A 19,300-nucleotide genomic window follows, 5' to 3' on the forward strand; every position below is an offset into this window, starting at 1 on the left:
CGTTAACAGAGGCGGAGGAATACCGGAGGGGAAGCAGCGGCGGCTCCCAAACCCCAAAAAGGCCAACCGGATTTCTCCGGCTGGCCTTATCTATCAGAACGACATCTGCTGCATGCAGCTTATCCCTCTGGCGTTTATATGGATTCACTTCATATGCTTGAACTTTGATGCTGCGAAACGGATGGATTACTCCGTAAATTCCAGCAGCTCGATCACATTGCCAAACGGGTCGCGGATGGCGCTGTACAGCCCGGGAGGGCACGGCTTGGGCGTATCGAAGATGACGTCGACGCCCTTCGATTTGTAGTTCGCAATGGCTTCGTTTACATCCGGGGTCTCGATTCCGATGATCACCTGTGCCTCATGCGGGTATTCCGTATTCGTTGGACGGTCGCATTTCTGCAGAACGAGGGACATGCCCTCATGCTTCAAGCTGACGATCTGATCATCATAAACCCTCGAGATTTCGAATCCCAGAATGTCGCAGTAAAACTGTTTGGCTTGCTGTATATCGCTTACATTGATCGATAGAACGCATAGGTTTGGCATATGCTCGCACTCCTCCGCTCATGGTTTGTTTTACTTGCAGCACAGAATCCCGTTCCCGGATTCGATATTAGATTTCAAGCTGGCCAGCATCCCCTTCCACGCATCGATATGCCACTCCCGGGCTTGCCGGGACGCTTCGGAATCCTTCCAGCCTGTATGCTCCAGGGTAATTCTCGTGCCGTCCGCCTCAGGGGAAAAGGCAACCATAACCGCTGTCAGCTCGCCTTGATTCATCGTTTCCGCGAAGGGATCGGGTCCCTTCCATTCAAAAACAAGCACGCGTGGCTCGTCATACCGCAAAATGGTACACCCGGCGGTGCACATCGATTCGCGATCGGCGGGGTTAAAATACAGCTCGAATTTTCCGCCCGCTCTCGGCTCGATTTCCGCAGCCGGCGCAAACCACTCGGTTATCCTTGCGGACTCGGTCCATGCTCGCCACAGGAGCTGCACATCGGCCTGAATGACGGTTTCTTGAATAATGGTCATGTATATTCCTCCATTATATAGCGCTGATTGTTCCAGACAACTCTTCTTGCCGTTCCATTATAAATGGACAAGTACATCGAAAATTCTTCTACCTTGCGCTGTTATTCCGATCCTTCTCAAACAAGAGCAGCGGCAGGTTAACCACAATCGGCGGGTCATGGGGCAGAGGCTCACGTAAGGCAATCTTCACGTCAAGATCGGTTCCCCTGTCGATATGGACAGGCTCCTCCAGTTTGCCGCGCAGGGATTTGTCCAGCAGAAAATAATCCTTTGGATTGAGGCTCCAGGGGATGCCCGCGGCCAGCACGTAATACGTGCCGGCCGGCATGCCGGTTAAGGTGCAGGTCCGATTCTTGAGGTTGACGGCCGTACCGGTTACGGGCTTCTGATCGGGCACGGGCCTTGGGAACAGACCGACATAAATCATGCCGCGGAACGCCTCGGGAGCTTCGATCCGGCAGCGGATCCGGGGCAAAGCCTGCGATTCTTCCCTTGCCCAGGCTAACGGTTTATGCTCATATTGATTCACATAACGATGAAGGGACTCGGTGTTGGAGCGGAACTTCTTCGGAGACAGGCCGACAAGCTGCTTAAAGCGAGTGTTGAAGGTCCCCGGACTTACCAAACCGATGTTCATTCCGATTTTCACAAGCAGGGAGGGGCTTTGAAGGAGCTCGGTTTTGCCCGATTCGACCCGGAGGGCGGACAGGTACTGCCTGACGGGAATGCCGGTTACCCGCTTGAATATCCTGGAGAAATGGTAGGGGCTGTACCCCGCGAGATCGGCGAGCAGCTCGGTTGTCATCGGCTCGTCCAGATGCTCCTTCATATATTGAATGGTTTGCCGCACGGCTTCGGCATGATCATCGTTCATTAGGGATCACCAACTTCGTTTTAATGGCTCTACAAGACAGGAGACATATTTCCACATTTATGAAATTCTGCTCGTCGAATGCAATTTCCTTCCCCGATTCGGTTGCCCATTCATGGAAAGGCCGTTAAACTTAAAGGATGAGGGCTTTCTAAAACGGAAAACCAAGGTGAAATAAGGAGTTTATATCCATGAATGTGGAAACAAATGATAGAGAATCGATGAATATGGACACAGCGCGGGAATACCTGCAAAAATATTACGGCTATCCCGATTTTCGGGACGGACAGAAGAAAATCGTCGCGAGCCTGCTAACCGGCCAGGATACGCTCGGGATTATGCCGACGGGCGGGGGCAAATCCATCTGTTATCAGATCCCGGCACTCCTCAGCCCAGGCTTGACGTTGGTCGTATCGCCTCTGATCTCCCTGATGAAGGATCAGGTGGATGCACTTACAACGGCGGGCGTGGCGGCGGCTTATATCAACAGCACGCTCAGCGGCAAGGAAGTGAACGAGCGCATACGCGCGGCCAAGCGCGGTGACTTGAAGCTGTTATATGTCGCACCGGAACGGCTTGAGCTGGATTGGTTCCGTGAGGAGATGGCAGGCCTCGACATTTCGATCGTTGCTGTCGACGAAGCGCACTGCGTATCCCAGTGGGGTCATGATTTTCGGACCAGCTATCTCTCCGTGGCTCCTTTCGTGAAGGGGCTGCCGAACCGCCCGATTGTCGCGGCCTTTACGGCGACGGCTACGCCGGAGGTTATGGAGGACATGCAGCGCCTGCTTCGACTGGAGCAGCCGCAGGTATTCGTGACGGGACTTGGACGCGACAATCTGGAAATGTCGGTGCTTCGGGGCGAGAACAAACGGGAGTTCGTGCTGGATTATGCGGCCTCGCATACCCACCAGCCAGGCATCATCTATGCTGCCACCCGGAAAGAGGTGGATGATTTATGCCAGCGCCTGCAGGCGAAGGGGCTTCTTGCCGGACGTTATCATGCCGGCATGAGTGATGCGGAGCGAGCGGACAGCCAGGAGGCCTTCCTGTATGACGATATTCGCGTCATTGTCGCAACGAATGCGTTCGGCATGGGGATCGATAAATCCAACGTTCGGTACGTCATCCACTACAATATGCCGAAAAATATGGAGTCTTACGTCCAGGAAGCCGGCCGCGCCGGGCGGGACGGAGAGCCCAGCCAGTGCATCCTGCTGTTCAGCGCCCAGGATATCATGACGCAGAAATTTCTGATCGAACAGAACCCCCAGGAGGGCGAGCGGAAGCAGAATGACTATCGAAAGCTGCAGCAGATGATCGATTACTGTTACACCACAAGGTGCCTGCGCAGCGCGATGCTGGATTATTTCGGGGAAGAACACGAGGACAAGCCCTGCGGTACGTGCAGCTCCTGCACGGACGACCGGGAGCTGGTGGATATCACGGTGGATGCCCAGAAAATCTTCTCCTGCATTCACCGGATGCGCGAGCGCTTTGGCGTGTCGATGATCGCCTCCGTGCTGAAGGGCTCGCGGGCGAAAAAGGTACTGGAATATGGCTTTGACCGGCTTCCAACCTATGGCGTCATGTCGAACCGGACGGAGAAGGAAATATCCGAGACGATCAATGTGCTCATCTCGGAAGGGTTCCTGGGGCTGACCGAAGGCCAATATCCCGTCGTGAAACTTCAAAGCGAGGCGGCCGACGTGTTAAAGGGCCAGCGCGAAGTGATGCAGCGCGTTCCGCGGCCTTCCAAGGCTGCAGGCAGCCAGCGCAGCGGCAGCCGCCGCGACTACTCGCCGTCTGCCGTTAACGAGACGGTGTTTGAGCAGCTGCGCTTGATTCGGCGCGAGCTGGCAAGCAAGGAGCATGTGCCGTCCTACATCATTTTTAACGATGCAACGCTGCGCGAGATGAGCGTGGTCTGCCCGCAGAGCGAGGATGAGATGCTGAACGTCAAAGGGGTCGGTGAAGTGAAATTCCGTAAATACGGACGTCCGTTCCTTGAGTTTTTCCTGAATGGCCAGGGCGCGTCGAATGACGGTGACGATTTATATGATTATGAAGAATAGGCTTGCATGTCAGGCGGAACTTATGGCGTATTCCCGTTTTATCACTCAGGATAAAAGCGTTCGGTACCGTTAGGTAATAAATAACATTATGTAGAAGGAAAGTGGGCCCTACCATGAAAGTCATACTATCAACCTTGAATGCCAAGTACATTCATACCTCCTTGGCCATTCGCTGCCTGAAGGCATACAGCGAGAAGGATTTCGATATCGAACTGACGGAGTACACGATCAAGGACCCCGTGATGAATATCGTCTCCGACCTGTTCCAGCGCAAGCCGGATGTGATTGGATTCTCGTGTTATATATGGAATATCGAAGAAACGATTAAAGTGATCGATATTGTGAAGAAGATTATGCCGGAGGTCACGATCATACTGGGCGGGCCCGAGGTGTCCTACGACACGGAATATTGGATGAAGCGGCTGCACCATGTCGATTTTATCGTCATGGGCGAGGGCGAGGAGACCTTCCATCACTTGCTGCAAACGATCGAAGGGGACAGGAAATTCCATTTTGTGTATGGCGTGGCATACCGCAAGCAGGACGAAATTATCGTGAACCCGGGAAGACCGAAGAGCATCCTGGCCGAGCTGCCTTCCCCGCATCGTTTTCCGGAGGATATCCCACATCTCGGGAAGCGGGTCGTCTATTTCGAGACCAGCCGGGGCTGTCCCTTCAGCTGCCAGTTCTGCCTGTCGAGCATCGAGGTGGGGGTTCGCTATTACGACATTGAACGGACCAAGGCGGACATTCTCTACCTGATCGAGAACGGGGCCAAATTGATCAAATTCGTGGATCGGACGTTTAATATTAAGCGGGATTATGCGCTTGAAATGTTCGAATTTCTGATCGAGAACCATGGCGGCTGCGTATTCCAGTTTGAGATCACGGCGGATATCATGCGTCCGGAGGTCCTGGAATATTTGGCGAACCATGCGCCTCCCGGCATTTTCCGGTTTGAAATCGGCGTGCAGTCCACGAATGATCCGACCAACGAGCTGGTGAAGCGCCGCCAGAATTTCACCAAGCTGTCGCGCACGGTGACGATGATCAAGGAGAGCCGCAAGATCGACCAGCATTTGGATTTGATCGCAGGGCTTCCGGAGGAGGATTACAATACGTTCCGCAAAACGTTTAACGACGTGTTTGCCCTTGGACCCGAGGAACTGCAGTTAGGCTTCCTGAAGATGCTGCGGGGAACCGGGCTGCGGATCGATGCGGACAAGTATAACTACATCTACATGGACCATGCTCCGTATGAGATCCTTGGCAGCGACGTGCTTCCGTTCTCGGATATCGTCCGGTTGAAGAGACTGGAGGACGTGCTGGAGAAGTATTGGAATGCCCACCGAATGGACCACACCCTCAATTATTTGATGAAGCATGAGTTTACGTCGCCGTTCGATTTCTTCCAAGAATTTGGCGACTACTGGGAAGGACAGGACTGGCAAAAAATCGGCCATCAGCTCGAGGACCTGTTTACGCGGTTAACAGCCTTCCTGGAGTTTCGGAACACGCCGAACATGAACGTGGTCTCCGGTCTGATGAAGTTTGATTATTTCCTGGGCCATAAATACAAACCGCGCAAAATATGGTGGGATCATGCCCAAGACAAAGCGCAGTGGAACGCCAATGTTCGCAAAATCGTGGAAGACCCCGCGGCACTATCCGCCGATTTCGCCGATCTTGGGATCACGGAGCGCGATCTTCAGAAGCATGCGATGATCGAGGTGCTGCCATTCAACCTCGACGATGCCATTCAAGGAGGTACGGGCTATCCGGACCATGCGGTGCACGCCACGATGCTGCTGGTATTGTACCAGCAGAACGAAACAGGGCAGCCCCAGTACTACACGATGCCTTTGGAGTTAGCGACGCAGGCATAATAGGGGATACGAGGGACAAGTCTTTTCCAAGATTGGTTGTGACACGGACTGGTTGTTTTGGCGTAATTGCCTAATTTCCGCTGCCAGGAACTGGCGGCCCGCTCTTTAACGACCCTTTTGCGATCATAACGTCTATCTAAAGGCGTTTCCGGAATAAAACAGCCCCGGCATCGGTATTCTAATTGGCATCAACCGATGAGGAGGGGATGTTATGAGCGACAATCGGAAGGGGCAAGAACAGCTTTCGTCTGATGAGCCGACCATCGCACCGGGCATGGAAACCAATGACGATCTGCGCGAAGAGGCTACCGAGGACGAGGTAGCGCATGGAGAGTACACCGAGGTCACGCAATTGATCATCGATCGCACGCCGAGCGATGAAGAGTAAGGTGCTTCGATTGAGCCTTTACGCTGCCAATGTCAAAGGTTCTGTATACACTAACGAACTGCTTAGCAGCATAATAAAAGGGATGCCCTGGATTTTCAAAAAAACCGGGGCATCCCTTTTATGTGTTGTGGCATCACGCTTTGTTACATCACTCGTATCGATTCTTGCGGTACATTGTCCGAGCCGGAGGTGTGCCGTTCGAGCCAGTCGAGCACATCGGCTGCCACATCGGCACGGTTGGTCTCGTGCAGCATTTCGTGGCGGCCGCCCGGATACAAACGGTATTCGAGGTCCTGAACGCCATGCTTCCGGTACAATTCGATCAACCGCCGCACGCCTTTGCCGCGGTGTCCGACCGGATCATCCTCGCCCGAGAAAATATAGACAGGTTTATCCTTCGGAAGACATTTCATCAATTGAGGCTGGTGGATCTGTGACAGCAGCTTGAAGAAATCACGAAAGAAGCGAGCGGTGCACACCTTGCCGCAGTATGGGTCGTTGATATACTTATCCACTTCGGCTTCATCCCGGGATAGCCAATCGAAAGGCGTGCGAATAGGACCGAATCCTTTGTTGTAAGGACCGAAGACCAGGGCGTTCAGCATCAGGCTCCGGTGCGTGTTTCCTTGCAGGCGCATTTGTGCAGCCGCCAAGCTCATGCCGAACGTCAGTAGTCCCTGGGGACCGTTGGTGCCTGATAGGATGAATCCGTCGAATAATTCACCGTCCGAACAGATGATTTTTTGCGTCAAAAAGGATCCCATGCTGTGCCCCATCAAATAATGCGGAACGCCGTCATGGCGCTTCTTGAGCTCGGCAGCAAGAAGCAGCTGGTCTTCAATCATTCCTTCAAAACCGTCTTCCCCGGCATCGCCGAGATGCGTAAGCCCGGCCGTTAGCCCATGGCCACGGTGGTCGTTGCAGTATACGGCATAGCCGTGCTCCGTGAGCAATTCGGCAAGCTCCTCGTAGCGCTTGCCGGTTTCGCACATGCCATGCGCGATTTGCACAATGGCACGAACGGGATCATCCGGGCCGGGCAGCCATTCATATACAAAAACATGCATACCCTGCGTATTCAGCATCGTAAACGTGTCGGTTTGCATCATTAGGGCTGGCACCTCCACAAGAACGAATGGTTTATATCATTTATTTATACCCTGTTTAAGGCAAATATGAACGCAGAACCGTGGATTGCCCGTCCAATGTATAGGCCCCCAGATTCGCAGGCAGCAGGAAGCACTGCCCTGACGTGTAATCGATGGAGCCGTTATCCCAGCTGAGGGTTCCTTGGCCGTCGCATACAACCACGATCGTGAAGCTTTCCGCGGAAGTGGACAAGGACCATGCACCGCTCACGACGCCTTTTTCCACGACGAAATACGGGGATTTGGCAAGCTCAAGCCATTCTCCCGGCGCCGTTCCTTCCGTGCTCATGGTGGTTGCGCCCGATCCTTCATAGGCCGTCACGTTCAAGGAATCTTCGATATGAAGCTCGCGCGGCTTACCGTCAAGGCCCGGTCGATTATAATCGAAAATCCGGTAGGTCGTATCCGAGTTTTGCTGGATTTCCGCCACCACAACGCCCGCGCAGAGCGCATGCACGGTTCCTGCAGGTATGTAGAACGTATCTCCGGCTTTTACGGGCACTTCTTGAAGCTGGTCCATAACGGTGCCGTTTTCCATGGCTTCCTTCAAGGTTTCCCGGTTCACGCCTTCTTTCAGGCCGTAGATGATTTTGGCGTCCGGTTTAGCATCCAGCACATACCACATTTCGGTTTTGCCAAGCTCGCCCTTCGGAAGCCCTTCGTAGTCATCGGTCGGATGGACCTGAACGGAGAGGTTGTCATTGCAGTCAAGCAGCTTGATCAGGAGCGGAAAACGTCCGTTAACCTCGGAGAATCCTTTGCTTCCGAACCATTCCCGTCCGAATTGCTCCCGGACCTCATCCAGGCCGCGTCCGGCAAGCTCGCCGTTCACGATGCTGGTCGTGCCGTTTGGATGGTCAGCGATCATCCAGCCTTCCCCGATATGTCCTTCAGGAAGATCCAAGCCAAACTGCTCTAGTGCCCGGCCTCCCCACACGCGTTCTTTAAATTCAGGCTGGAACAACAATGGATATGGTTTTGTCATTGTAATCATCTACCTTTCATCATGTTTGGAATATTCTATGGATGTGAAGTGCGGTACCTCTCCTAGAACTTATATCATATCGGCTTCTTTCGTTCCAGTGCAATGAGATATGGCGCTTCGGAACGCTGAAGGCCGCGATACAAAATCGTTTGCACTTTGTGCTGGGGCAATTCACCGGCCCAAGCTTGGACCGCGTCCGCTTCGGCATCGCCGCCCTTGTGGCCTGGATACAGGACGATGGTGATAATGCCCCCGGGGCGGAGCAGCTCGATCGCAGCCTCCAGGGCCGTGAGCGTACTGGCGGTCTCCGTCATGATCCGTTTATCCGATGAATCTGCCGGAAGGTAACCGAGATTGAACATGATCGCACCCATGCGGCCGTGCTCCATCTCAGGTACGCACTCCCTCATAAGCGAATGGCTCTGAAGAAGAAGGCTAACCTCCGCAAGGGTGCCGGGCGGCTCCTTGTCCAGCCTTTCCCGAGTCAGCTGCAGCGCCTGCTCTTGAATATCGAAGGCATACACTTTGCCCTTGGAGCCCGTGCATTTGGCTAAATACAGCGTATCGGCCCCGGTTCCGGCGGTTGCATCCAGCGCGATGTCTCCGGGACGGAGCCTTTCGGATACCAGTTTGTGGGCAAAACTCAAAACCGAGAGAAAGCCCATCAGGATACCTCCCACAATTTACCCTGCCACGTATTCCGGCGCTTAAGCTCGGCGTCGATGCCGTTAAGCACTTCCCATTTTTTGAGACTCCACGTCGGTCCGATCAAGAGATCCCGTGGAGCGTCTCCGGTAAGGCGGTGGACGATCATTTCCGGAGGCAAAAACTCCAGGCTATCCACGATAAGGCTGATGTATTCGTCCTGCTCCAGGAATCGCAGCAGCCCGGCTTCGTATTGCTTCACCATCGGCGTCTTGCGCATAAGGTGCAGCAGATGGATCTTGATTCCCTGCACATCCATCTTGGAGACCGCCCGGCCGGTGGCAAGCATCATGTCATGATCTTCTTGCGGAAGCCCGTAAATGATATGTGTGCAGACCCGGATATGATGTTTGCGCAGCTTCTCGACGGCTTCCAGATAACATTCGGTATCATGGGCCCGGTTGATCAGCTCGGAAGTGGAATCATGGATCGTTTGCAGACCCATCTCCACCCACAGATAGGTTCGCTCGTTCAACTCCGCCAAGTATTCCACGACATCGTCAGGCAGGCAATCGGGACGTGTGGCGATCGATAAACCGACAACCCCCGGCTGCTGCAGAATAACTTCATAATATTCGCGAAGTTCTTCAACCGGAGCATACGTGTTGGTATAGGCTTGGAAATAGCCGATATATTTGGCGTTCGGCCATTTCTGGTGCTGCCGGTCACGGATGGTGTTGAACTGGGTAACGAGATCATCCCGCCGCCTTCCCGCAAAATCGCCGGAGCCGCGGGCGCTGCAAAAGGTGCATCCGCCCTTGGCTATCGTGCCGTCACGGTTCGGACATGTAAAGCCGGCATCCAGCATAACCTTGAATACCTTCTCCTGGAATTGGCCGCGCATCTCGTAATTCCATGTATGAAAACGTTTGTCGCCCCATAAGGTCGGGGCAGGTATAAGTGGTGTGCTCATGTTTGCTCCTTTATAACCGCTTAAGTTGAATTGAGACAGGTTCAGCCAAGGCCCCTGGCAGCCCCTAATTTACTGGCCTTTTACTTAAATGAAACAGCTACGTCCATTGTAACAAAAAATAAAGGGTTGCGTTATATACAGGTCTTCAAGCCTAATTAAGACGTTGTTACTTGAATGGATTGCATATAATTGGTATATTTAAAATAGAAAAATAAAAAGATGTTTCAAGCAATTTTGGCATGGGTATATAACGGATAGGATTCATATTTGTGTGACGTCATGGATACAATAATACCGTGAGGTGATTACGAATGAATTCATCGACAGTAAAGAATGACAGTAAAGACAAAATCGCTGTGGAGCTTACCCCGAATGAAGCCCTAGCCCTTACCGGCGTGGAGTTTAACTCCGATCAGGGAGTCAAGGCTTCGGCACGTCGCAAGATTCGGGCCGCCTTTGAGAAGACGTTTGATTTTACGTCGGAAGAAAGGTAGACTATTCACAGTTTAACTATCGCGGAACCCCAATTCCAAATATAAGAAAAAGGAACCTAAAGCCTCTGCGTTGAGCAGAGCCTAGGTTCCTTTTTCTATGGGCTCTTTACTTTTGGGATCAACTTCGTCACAATAAATGCAGTATCGGGATATCATTCTAAATTTACTTGGAAAGTTTCGGAGGTATGACATGCGTTTACGCGGAAGAAAAGGTATACGGGAAAATCTGGAGCAGCAGGAAGACCTGGTCGTTTTGGACCCCGGTCAATATAGAGGGAAGTGGGCTTCGTTATTTGGCAACGACCTTCCGATCCATGTCGAATTCGGCATGGGCAAGGGCCAATTTATAAGCCAGATGAGTTACAAGCATCAGCAAGTGAATTTCATCGGCGTCGACATGTACGACGAGCTGATTCGCCGCGCAAGCGAGAAGGGGCGCAACGTCTGGGCCCAGGAGGGAATCGATACTCCGCCGAATCTGAAGCTGGCGCTGTTTAATATCGAGAATGTCGAGGAGGTATTTGAGCCCGGCGAAATTGAACGGTTATATTTGAACTTCAGCGATCCGTGGCCAAAAACAAAGCATGCACGCCGTCGTCTGACGCATCCGCGTTTTCTGGACAAGTATTCCCGGATCCTGAACGAGCGGGGGGATATCCATTTTAAGACCGATTCGGTCACGCTCTTCGAATTCTCCCTGAATGCATTTGCCGATTATGGTCTGCAAATGACGAACATTTCGCTGGATCTGCATCGCGACGGGTTGAACGAAGAGCATGTCATGACAGAATACGAAACGAAATTCGTCGGCCAGGGCATGCAAATTCATCGCTGCGAGGCGATTGTAGGCAAGGAAGCCCTTGCTTCATACCATCAGAATCGCCTTGAAAAATACGGAAAATAGCATCTAAATGTGATAGTTTCTCTCTATGATAACGTTTACAAGTATTATAATAGAAGAAAATCTATCCATTCGGGTGATACGCTCGCGATCGTACGCAGCAAAAAAGGTGTGCTCCTTATCAGGAGTACACCTTTTCGTTTTCCAGCATGTCGATGATGCTGCGGGCGCTTTGCATGGGATGAAAGCGTTCGATGTCCTGCAAGTTTTGCGCCCGTTGTTCTTGGATCAGGTCGTATTGATGAAGCAGCTTGTTCATCCATTTGCCCAGAACCTCCAGGGAATGGATGGGCTCTCCCAAGCCCTGCGCCGTGAAGTACTGGCAGTTTTCTTCTTCCTGTCCCGGAAGGGGCTGATGGAACAGCATCGGAATTCCTTTGGCCAGGCCTTCGGTGCATGTCATGCCGCCGGGCTTCGTAACGAGCAGATCCGACACCTCCATCAGCTTGTCGATCTCCCGCGTAAAGCCCAATATCCGGATATTCGGATGCTGGAACCTGGAATTGCTCTCCATCTCCTCGCGTCCCTTATCATTGTTGCCGAGGCAAAATATGATCTGGACTTCTTCTCGCCATCGGGTCAGAAATTCATGCACAACTTCGTCATTCATGATGCCCCAGCCTCCGCCCATCACCAGCACGGTAGGCATATCGGACAGGTTAAACCGCTCCCGGATTTCCTCTTTGCTCGGATGCGTCCAGAAGTCGGGATGGATCGGTATGCCGGTGACCTGAATTTTGGCTTGGGAAACCCCGCGATTGAGCAGCTTTCGCTTCACTTCCGGCGTGGACACGAAATATCGGTCGACCTCAGGGCTGATCCATGTATCGTGAGCATCATAATCGGTTATAACGGTACACAGGGGCACATTAGTGCCCAACCGTTTCAAACGCGAGATAACCGCACTTGGTATGAAATGGGTGCACACAATGATGTCGGGTCGGAGCTGCCTGACCACGTTCTTGGTACTTGTATAGAACATTCGGTGAAGCGCTAAAGCAGTAAAACGGTTAAAGGATTTTTGATGGCGGTACATGTACCCGACCAGTCTTGGGCGAGTCGTAATGGTCTTTCTGTAGGCCGAAATGATCAATGGAGCGATTTTAGGGTTCAAGAAGCTCCCGAGCTCGAGAACTTTGGTCTGTACGCTAGGGGACAACTGGCGCAGGCTGCTGGAGAGTGCATGAGCGGCCTGTGTATGGCCTGCACCGAACCCTTCAGATAACAGCAAGACTCTTTTTTTAGCCACTACTTTTCACCCGTTCTGCAGCGTTATTCTTTAACTTTAACATATCGATTTTGGGAAGAGAAATCAACCACTTCCCCCTTGTAGGCAAGGGACTTTGGTCCCGGAAACGACCAATTGATTCGGCAAGCTTCTCGCTGGACCCTTGCTACTTAAGGAGTTAGCCAGCAGCGCGCATTTTGTAGAAAATCAGGGTCCGTGGTCTTTTGACTTGAGTAGGAGATGCCGCTACAATGATTCAAACGGACGTCAAAAAGTTTATTAGAGAGAGAGAGCACTGAAAAAACGAAAACTTTTTGGTTGTCTGTTGCGTTTATTTATTGGCGGACAAGTCGAAAAAGATAAAATGGGCAGCCAAGAGAAATAAAAAGCAAGAAAACGGATGAAAATAAGAACTAAAGCCGTTTGAAACGAAGCTTGCTGGCATACGGGAATGCAAGCTGAGCTCTTTTACGAAGTTTTTCCGTAAATTAGAGCATTCCACGGTTTTGACAAAAGATTCAAAAGTGTGGAAAATCGTGTATGACGTGCGAAGTTGCCCCGCGGCACCGAGGCTACTAGAAGGACAGACACAAGTCACAGGGTCATATCAACAACAAAAATGCGAAGAACTTAGAGAGAAAAAACAACAAACATTCTCGGGTTATAAAAAGGGGGTAACGGAGAATCATGACAGACGCCATCTTTATCGCGCTCCAACTATTCTTGGCCGCGGTGGGTGTGTACCAGTTCGTATTCTCTTTGTTTGGTCTGGTCAAAAGAAAGAAGAAACAACAGTTTGAACCCAATAAATCATTTGCAGTGTTAGTTGCTGCGCATAACGAAGAGCAGGTTGTCGGGGCATTAATGGAGAACCTGAAACAGCTTAATTATCCGAAACATCTGTACGACGTATTTGTCATTTGCGACAACTGTACAGACCGTACAGCAGAGATCGTCCGTGCCCACGGGATGAACGCCTGCGTGCGCACGAATCAGAATCTTCGAGGCAAAGGCTATGCCATCGAATGGATGCTGAAAGAGCTCTGGGCGATGCCGCGCCAGTATGACGCGGTCGTTATGTTTGATGCGGATAATCTGGCGGATCCGAATTTCTTGAATGAAATGAACAACGATCTTTGCTCTGGAGCGAGAGTTATCCAGGGATATATCGATACCAAGAACCCAGAGGATTCTTGGATCACCGCTTCTTACGGGGTTTCCTACTGGTATATCAACCGCTTATGGCAGCTGTCCCGCAGCAATCTGAACATGGCCAACTTCCTCGGCGGAACGGGAATGTGCTTCGAGACCAATCTCTTGAAGGAGATCGGCTGGGGTGCTACCAGTCTGGTGGAGGATTTGGAGTTCACCATGCGCAGCGTCATGCGCGGCGTGTATCCGAAGTTTAATTACGACGCGAAGGTATTCGACGAAAAGCCGCTTACGTTTAAGGCCTCCGCCAGGCAACGTCTGCGCTGGATGCAGGGTCACTTTACAGTTGCCCGCCGTTATTTCTTCCCGCTGCTGTGGCGTGCCATTAAGGAACGCAGCCTTGTGAAGCTGGACTTGGCCCTTTACGGAGTCAACGTCTACATCGTGCTGCTGACTTTCTTGTTGACGGCCATCATCTGGGTTGACAGCTCGTTCTTCAATGGTCCGAACATCGCGAACCTGTACGGTTATTTACCGCTGTGGCTGAGCTTTACGGCGATTGCGGCGAATGTGTTCACGTTCATGATTGCGATGATTCTGGAGAAGGTGAAGTATAAGAAGGTATACATGTATCTGGTGCTGTTTCCGATTTATCTGCTGTCTTGGTATCCCATCACGGTATACGCGTTCTTCACGCAGAACAACAAGCAGTGGAGCCATACGGAGCATACCCGGGTAGTGCGCCTTGAAGAAGTGCAGAGCAAACAAGGCTAATCCAAAGTTTTTATTCCATTTGTGTTGACAGATGTTAGGATGACCTGTTATACTATCCTAGTCTGTTAAACAGAATATCTGATTGCAAGCAGAAGCGCCGCTTCTCACCTGACCGACATGCGTTGGCTGGTTTGATCACGAAATCAATGAATGGATTCAACTTCATTTGTGAGATGAGTATCAAATAGGGATGTCGGTGGTTAACCCGTCATCCCTTTATTTTTTGCAAACAGGAACAACAAGTAATTTGGAGGTGGAGGACTATCAGTAAGGAACATATGATCAATGACGAGATTCGGGCCAAAGAAGTACGTTTGGTTGGTGCCGAAGGTGAGCAAATCGGGATCAAGCCGATTCGTGAAGCACTGCAAATGGCAATTGATCTCAATCTGGATCTGGTGAACGTGGCCCCTCAGGCGAAACCGCCGGTATGCCGCATCATGGACTACGGTAAATTCCGCTATGAGCAGCAGAAGAAAGAGAAGGAAGCACGGAAGAACCAGAAAATTGTGGACATCAAAGAAGTATGGTTCCGAGCCAACATTGAGGAGCATGATTATCAAACCAAGCTTCGCAATGTCGTTAAGTTTTTGAAAGACGGCGATAAAGTGAAATGCTCCGTGCGTTTCCGCGGCCGTGAAATCACCCATGCTAACATCGGTCAGAAGATCTTGGAGCGCGTGAAAACGGAAGTGGCGGATCTCTGCGTCATTGAGCGTCAACCGAAATTGGAAGGCCGCAGCATGATTATGATTTTGGCTCCAAAAGCCTAAGAGAAATTAGAGGAGGAAGTACTACAATGCCTAAAATGAAAACACATAGCAGCCTGAAAGGCCGCTTCAAAATTACCGGTACTGGTAAAGTTAAACGTTATAAAGCTTACAAAAACCACTTGCTTTCCCACAAATCCAAGCGTGCGAAGCGCGTATTGTCCAATAGCCCTGTCATGGCGCCTGGAGATGTTAAACGTTTGAAGCAAGGTCTGGCTAACTTGAAATAGTAAACAACAATTATTGGGAGGTCTTTTGATATGGCACGAGTTAAAGGCGGATTTGTCGTTCGTCGTCGACATAAAAAAGTATTGAAGCTTGCGAAAGGTTATTTTGGTTCCAAACACCGCATTTTTAAAACAGCTAACGAGCAGGTTATGAAATCCCTCGTTTATGCATACCGCGATCGTCGCAATACGAAGCGTAACTTCCGCAAATTGTGGATCGTTCGTATCAACGCGGCTGCTCGTCAAAACGGTCTGTCCTACAGCAAATTGATGCATGGACTGAAGCTTGCTGGCGTGGACATCAACCGCAAAATGCTGGCTGATCTGGCTGTGAATGACCTGAACGCGTTCAATTCCTTGGCTACTGTAGCTAAAGAAAAAGTGAACGCTTAATTATACGTGTATGAAAAAACCGCCGTAATATTACGGCGGTTTTTTTTATTTTGCGTCCCCGCGCTTTCGTACATCATTTCGGCGGCGCGGGTGCTCGGCTCATGAAGAGCATCGCCTATCTTTTGCTATCGTGAGGGCCATGAAACAAGCAAGGGAACTCCTTCCGGAATAAATTGAAATGTATATTAGCTGAGGAGGGATCTTATGCACAAGCCTGTCAGCAAGGCAAAAGTGAAATCATATGTGGGCAAAGAGATCGTGGCGTATAAGAAAGACGGGACTATGGTGACGGGCAAGCTGGTACGCGTCTCCGGCAACCGCCTTTTTGTGGAACCGGCAACCAAGGGGAAAAAGGTGAAAACCAAGGCAATTATTCCGCTCGCGTTGTTTGACCTTCTTGCCATTGGTACGGCCCCTTATGCATATGGCGGCGGGTTTGGAGGCTACCCTGGCGGCTTTGGACCGGGTTACGGCGGCTTCGGGCCGGGCTTTGGACCAGGCTTTGGACCGGGTTTTGGACCAGGATTCGGGCCAGGCTTCTTCTGGTAATTAGAGGAACCAAATCTTTTCCAACTCATAACATCGGCTGGGTTCGATCATTCTGGTCACCGTATAGCCAAGCTTTCGGTAAAAATGAAGGCCGGTGTGGTTGCCGATGTCCACCATGACTTTGGCACGTTTGCATCCGCGGGATACAGCGAAACGTTCGGCATGTTCCATCAAACGGACACCCCACCGTTTTCGCTGTGCGGTGGATGCGACGGCCAACATATCGATATACAGCAGCTCGCCGTGCATCATGAAATGGATAAAAGCAACGATTTTTTCGTTATCCTGAGGCGAAGCGACAAGGGTCACGCCGCGCCGTAAACGAGAGGGAATATCCTTGCGGATGAGGTCCAGCTCTTTTTTGGTCATATGGGAAAGCGGGACGAGTTGGGACTCGATGAGCTGCAGAATCATCGGATCATCCTGGTCCGGTTTTCGGTAACGGATCATCGTGTTGTTTCCTCCCTTCACCGCGGTTAAGTCTGCTCCATTTATCATATGTAGCAGGGTTTCATAGGGTGTTTTGCTTCAAGGCGGCGGAGGAATTGCGCCCTTTGCGAATGAAAACCTTTCATCGGAAGTAAAATAAATGTGTTGACTTCTGGATTGAATGAATCATATAATGTTTCTAAACATTTTAACGAACATATCCAATCGGCAATGATGAGGACGAAGTTTAAAGGGCTCTTTTGCTCAGAGAGTGGATGGATCAGCTGAAACCACCACCAAAACCCCTTTTATACGAGCTCACCTCGGAGCTGTTTCCCTGAAAGATGCTACGCTATGACTTTATCGCATTAAGTCGTAACAGCGTTTATTAGGGGGAATCGTCTTAGTCCGCGTTACGGACTGCAGATATTGAAGACCTGTGTTCATGCGTTCTTCATACCTGCTGAGGCTCTGCACTGCGAGGTGTAGGGCAAATATGGGTGGTACCACGGAAGCTAAACCTTTCGTCCCTCACACGGAGATACTCCGGGTGTGGCGACGAAAGGTTTTTTTGTTGCTTGAATCATGGATGAAAGAGAAGAGTGCCAATATTTGAGAGGAGGATGACTGATGAGCGCGCAAACTCCAGAAGTGCGGTCTACAGAACAATTACGAGAGAAATGGTTGAAGCCTGAAGTGATTACCGGTTCGGAAATCTTGCTTCGGAGTCTTCTGCTCGAAGGTGTCGAGTGCGTCTTCGGATATCCGGGCGGAGCCGTCCTGTATATCTACGATGCGATGTATGGTTTTAAGGATTTCAACCATGTCTTGACCCGACACGAGCAAGGTGCCATTCATGCCGCTGACGGTTACGCCCGCGCAAGCGGCAAAGTCGGCGTATGCATAGCAACTTCAGGACCGGGGGCAACGAACCTTGTGACCGGTATCGCAACAGCTTACATGGATTCCGTTCCGCTCGTTGTTATTACCGGTAACGTTGCAACAACCCTGATCGGCACGGATGCTTTCCAAGAAGCGGATATTACAGGCATCACGATGCCGATTACGAAACACAGCTATCTGGTAAGGGATGTTAAGGATCTGCCAAGGGTGATACACGAGGCCTTCCATATCGCCTCAACCGGCCGCAAAGGACCGGTGTTGATCGACATTCCGAAGGATGTATCGGCGGCAACCACGCTGTTCCAGCCGGAAGAGCGAATTCAGCTGAGAGGATATAATCCTCGGACGGTGCCGAACAAACTTCAGTTGGATAAACTGGCCCGCGCGATCGAGGAGGCCGAGCGTCCGATGATTCTTGCCGGCGGCGGCGTGATTTACTCCGGTGCTCATGAAGGACTGTACGAATTCGTGAACAAAACCGGGATTCCGATCACGACGACGCTTCTCGGCCTTGGCGCCTTCCCGACAGGTAACGATCTGTGGACAGGAATGCCGGGCATGCACGGAACCTACACATCGAACCATGGTATTCAGCAGTCTGATCTGCTGATCAACATCGGGGCAAGGTTTGATGACAGGGTTACCGGCAAGCTTGACGGATTCGCGCCTCACGCGAAGATCGTTCATATCGACATTGACCCGGCCGAGATCGGCAAGAACGTGCCGACCGATATTCCGATTGTCGGTGACGTGAAGACGGTGCTTGAGATGCTGAACCCGATCGTTTCGTACGCTGCGAAAGCAGACGCGTGGAGAGACCAGATCCGCAAATGGAAAGCCGAGTATCCTTTCCGTTACGTCGATTCGGATACGGTGCTGAAGCCGCAATGGGTTATCGAAATGCTGAACGATACCACGAAGGGCGAAGCCATTGTAACGACTGATGTTGGTCAGCACCAAATGTGGGCCGCGCAGTATTACAAGTTCAACCAGCCGCGTTCCTGGATCACCTCCGGCGGACTCGGAACGATGGGCTTCGGATTCCCGTCCGCGATCGGGGCACAGATGGCGCATCCGGACCGCCTGGTCATTTCGATCAACGGAGACGGAGGCATGCAGATGTGTTCGCAAGAACTGGCCATCTGCGCCATCAACAACATTCCGGTGAAAATCGTTGTCATCAATAACCAAGTGCTCGGCATGGTTCGACAATGGCAGGAACTGATTTACGATAACCGTTACAGCCACATCGATCTGGCAGGCAGCCCTGATTTCGTCAAGCTGGCCGAAGCTTACGGTGTCAAAGGACTTCGCGCCACGACGAAAGAAGAAGCTCAGCGTGCTTGGGCCGAAGCGATGGAAACACCAGGACCCGTCCTCGTTGAATTCGTTGTTGAGAAGGGCGAGAACGTGTATCCGATGGTGACGCAAGGGTCGACAATCGATCAAATGCTGATGGGGGATGCGTAAG

The 19,300-nt window shown here is 51.5% G+C and carries 20 protein-coding genes and 1 other annotated feature; of the genes, 11 read left to right on the plus strand and 9 right to left on the minus strand.

What is annotated here, in order from left to right:
* Positions 1-186 precede the first annotated feature (186 nt).
* The 3 genes from BMX45_RS06760 to BMX45_RS06770 all read right to left on the minus strand — a co-directional run bounded on the left by BMX45_RS06760 (position 187) and on the right by BMX45_RS06770 (position 1,912).
* The gene (locus BMX45_RS06760; protein WP_090909045.1) at positions 187-549 is read right to left on the minus strand and encodes a VOC family protein; all 363 of its coding nucleotides are present in this window, start codon (positions 547-549) and stop codon (positions 187-189) included.
* Between the two features lie 30 nt (positions 550-579).
* Complete coding sequence (locus tag BMX45_RS06765) at positions 580-1,038, minus strand: SRPBCC family protein (protein WP_090909046.1); 459 nt, start codon at positions 1,036-1,038, stop codon at positions 580-582.
* An 88-nt stretch (positions 1,039-1,126) separates the two neighbouring features.
* Positions 1,127-1,912, minus strand: coding sequence for a helix-turn-helix transcriptional regulator (locus tag BMX45_RS06770; RefSeq protein ID WP_090909047.1), 786 nt, complete (start codon positions 1,910-1,912; stop codon positions 1,127-1,129).
* Positions 1,913-2,100: 188 nt separating this feature from the next.
* Here BMX45_RS06770 and recQ point away from each other — a divergent pair, with 188 nt between their 5' ends.
* From recQ to BMX45_RS31250, 3 genes are all read left to right on the plus strand, one after another.
* Positions 2,101-3,984, plus strand: coding sequence for a DNA helicase RecQ (gene recQ / locus BMX45_RS06775; RefSeq protein WP_090909048.1), 1,884 nt, complete (start codon positions 2,101-2,103; stop codon positions 3,982-3,984).
* Between the two features lie 113 nt (positions 3,985-4,097).
* Positions 4,098-5,870, plus strand: coding sequence for a B12-binding domain-containing radical SAM protein (locus BMX45_RS06780; protein ID WP_090909049.1), 1,773 nt, complete (start codon positions 4,098-4,100; stop codon positions 5,868-5,870).
* A gap of 211 nt (positions 5,871-6,081) precedes the next feature.
* A complete protein-coding gene (locus BMX45_RS31250; protein WP_009589329.1) occupies positions 6,082-6,258 on the plus strand; it encodes a hypothetical protein in 177 nt (58 codons plus the stop codon).
* Between the two features lie 143 nt (positions 6,259-6,401).
* On the opposite strand, the gene BMX45_RS06785 is transcribed toward BMX45_RS31250, so the two are convergent.
* The 4 genes from BMX45_RS06785 to BMX45_RS06800 all read right to left on the minus strand — a co-directional run bounded on the left by BMX45_RS06785 (position 6,402) and on the right by BMX45_RS06800 (position 10,009).
* Positions 6,402-7,367, minus strand: a complete 966-nt coding sequence (locus BMX45_RS06785; RefSeq protein ID WP_009589359.1) for an alpha/beta hydrolase — start codon at positions 7,365-7,367, stop codon at positions 6,402-6,404.
* Positions 7,368-7,422: 55 nt separating this feature from the next.
* Complete coding sequence (locus tag BMX45_RS06790; protein ID WP_090909050.1) at positions 7,423-8,391, minus strand: type I phosphomannose isomerase catalytic subunit; 969 nt, start codon at positions 8,389-8,391, stop codon at positions 7,423-7,425.
* A 74-nt stretch (positions 8,392-8,465) separates the two neighbouring features.
* Positions 8,466-9,056 (minus strand): tRNA 5-(aminomethyl)-2-thiouridylate-methyltransferase MnmM, encoded by a 591-nt coding sequence (locus BMX45_RS06795; RefSeq protein ID WP_090909051.1) that lies wholly within the window; start codon positions 9,054-9,056, stop codon positions 8,466-8,468.
* Positions 9,056-10,009, minus strand: coding sequence for a tRNA modification radical SAM protein MnmL/YtqA (locus BMX45_RS06800; protein ID WP_090909052.1), 954 nt, complete (start codon positions 10,007-10,009; stop codon positions 9,056-9,058). The genes BMX45_RS06795 and BMX45_RS06800 overlap by 1 nt, the downstream gene beginning before the upstream one ends.
* A 311-nt stretch (positions 10,010-10,320) precedes the next feature.
* On the opposite strand from BMX45_RS06800, the gene BMX45_RS06805 reads away from it, so the two are divergent.
* Positions 10,321-10,503, plus strand: a complete 183-nt coding sequence (locus tag BMX45_RS06805; RefSeq protein ID WP_015737155.1) for a hypothetical protein — start codon at positions 10,321-10,323, stop codon at positions 10,501-10,503.
* A 190-nt stretch (positions 10,504-10,693) separates the two neighbouring features.
* On the plus strand, positions 10,694-11,407 hold the full coding sequence (gene trmB / locus BMX45_RS06810; RefSeq protein WP_090909053.1) for a tRNA (guanosine(46)-N7)-methyltransferase TrmB: 714 nt from the start codon (positions 10,694-10,696) through the stop codon (positions 11,405-11,407).
* Positions 11,408-11,525: 118 nt separating this feature from the next.
* On the opposite strand, the gene BMX45_RS06815 is transcribed toward trmB, so the two are convergent.
* The gene (locus BMX45_RS06815) at positions 11,526-12,653 is read right to left on the minus strand and encodes an MGDG synthase family glycosyltransferase (RefSeq protein ID WP_090909054.1); all 1,128 of its coding nucleotides are present in this window, start codon (positions 12,651-12,653) and stop codon (positions 11,526-11,528) included.
* Between the two features lie 666 nt (positions 12,654-13,319).
* Between BMX45_RS06815 and BMX45_RS06820 the strand changes: the two genes are divergently transcribed.
* From BMX45_RS06820 to BMX45_RS06840, 5 genes are all read left to right on the plus strand, one after another.
* Entirely contained in the window at positions 13,320-14,558 is a 1,239-nt protein-coding gene (locus BMX45_RS06820; RefSeq protein ID WP_009589322.1) for a glycosyltransferase family 2 protein, read from the plus strand.
* A gap of 80 nt (positions 14,559-14,638) precedes the next feature.
* Positions 14,639-14,785: a sequence feature (ribosomal protein L20 leader region), on the plus strand.
* A gap of 51 nt (positions 14,786-14,836) precedes the next feature.
* Entirely contained in the window at positions 14,837-15,331 is a 495-nt protein-coding gene (gene infC / locus BMX45_RS06825) for a translation initiation factor IF-3 (protein ID WP_009589332.1), read from the plus strand.
* A 26-nt stretch (positions 15,332-15,357) separates the two neighbouring features.
* Complete coding sequence (gene rpmI, locus BMX45_RS06830) at positions 15,358-15,558, plus strand: 50S ribosomal protein L35 (RefSeq protein WP_007127239.1); 201 nt, start codon at positions 15,358-15,360, stop codon at positions 15,556-15,558.
* Positions 15,559-15,588: 30 nt separating this feature from the next.
* A complete protein-coding gene (gene rplT, locus BMX45_RS06835; protein WP_006212255.1) occupies positions 15,589-15,948 on the plus strand; it encodes a 50S ribosomal protein L20 in 360 nt (119 codons plus the stop codon).
* 204 nt (positions 15,949-16,152) lie between these two features.
* Positions 16,153-16,497, plus strand: a complete 345-nt coding sequence (locus BMX45_RS06840; protein ID WP_090909055.1) for a hypothetical protein — start codon at positions 16,153-16,155, stop codon at positions 16,495-16,497.
* Here BMX45_RS06840 and BMX45_RS06845 read toward each other — a convergent pair whose 3' ends face one another.
* Positions 16,498-16,947, minus strand: coding sequence for a GNAT family N-acetyltransferase (locus tag BMX45_RS06845; RefSeq protein WP_015737151.1), 450 nt, complete (start codon positions 16,945-16,947; stop codon positions 16,498-16,500).
* A gap of 609 nt (positions 16,948-17,556) precedes the next feature.
* Between BMX45_RS06845 and ilvB the strand changes: the two genes are divergently transcribed.
* Positions 17,557-19,299 (plus strand): biosynthetic-type acetolactate synthase large subunit, encoded by a 1,743-nt coding sequence (gene ilvB / locus BMX45_RS06850; RefSeq protein ID WP_090909056.1) that lies wholly within the window; start codon positions 17,557-17,559, stop codon positions 19,297-19,299.
* The last annotated feature ends 1 nt before the right edge of the window (position 19,300 follow it).

Source organism: Paenibacillus sp. cl141a, assembly GCF_900109305.1.
GTDB classification, from domain to species: domain Bacteria; phylum Bacillota; class Bacilli; order Paenibacillales; family Paenibacillaceae; genus Paenibacillus_AQ; species Paenibacillus_AQ lautus_A.